We start from the raw sequence: 403 nt of genomic DNA on the forward strand, positions 1-403 counted from the left end.
CCTACTGGAATTTCAAAATGAACGAATGGACTTCTATGAAAGTAGAGGAGATAAAGAGCTCTTACTAGAGTGTTATCGTTCATTTTTAGCCTTTGCTGTTTTGTTTTTAGGCAAATATAATCATTGGTTGAGCAAACAGCAAAAGAAGCTTCTCCAAACGCTATTTAGAATTGTATATAAACAATTGAAGCAAAATAAGCGACTTGCTTTACTAATGAATGCTTATTATTTGGTAGGGTGTCTTCATCTTAATTTTAGTGTCTTTCTGAAAACGGGGAAAGATAAAATTCAAGAAAGATTGAGAAGAAGTGAAAGTAGTACTCGGTAAGAATGTTGTAATAAATGGTTGAAAGAAAAGGGGATTAAAATGAATCCAACAAATAGTAGAATAGCACTCTTTGAT

The 403-nt window shown here is 32.3% G+C and carries 1 pseudogene; it reads left to right on the forward strand.

Annotation, left to right across the window (positions count from 1 at the left end):
* Positions 1-328 (forward strand): annotated as a pseudogene (locus tag C1G53_RS13250) (glycosyltransferase family 2 protein); the annotation flags it as partial.
* Positions 329-403: the final 75 nt, after the last annotated feature.

Origin of the sequence: Streptococcus suis, from assembly GCF_002960445.1 — a bacterium.
Taxonomy (GTDB): Bacteria; Bacillota; Bacilli; order Lactobacillales; family Streptococcaceae; genus Streptococcus; species Streptococcus hyiners.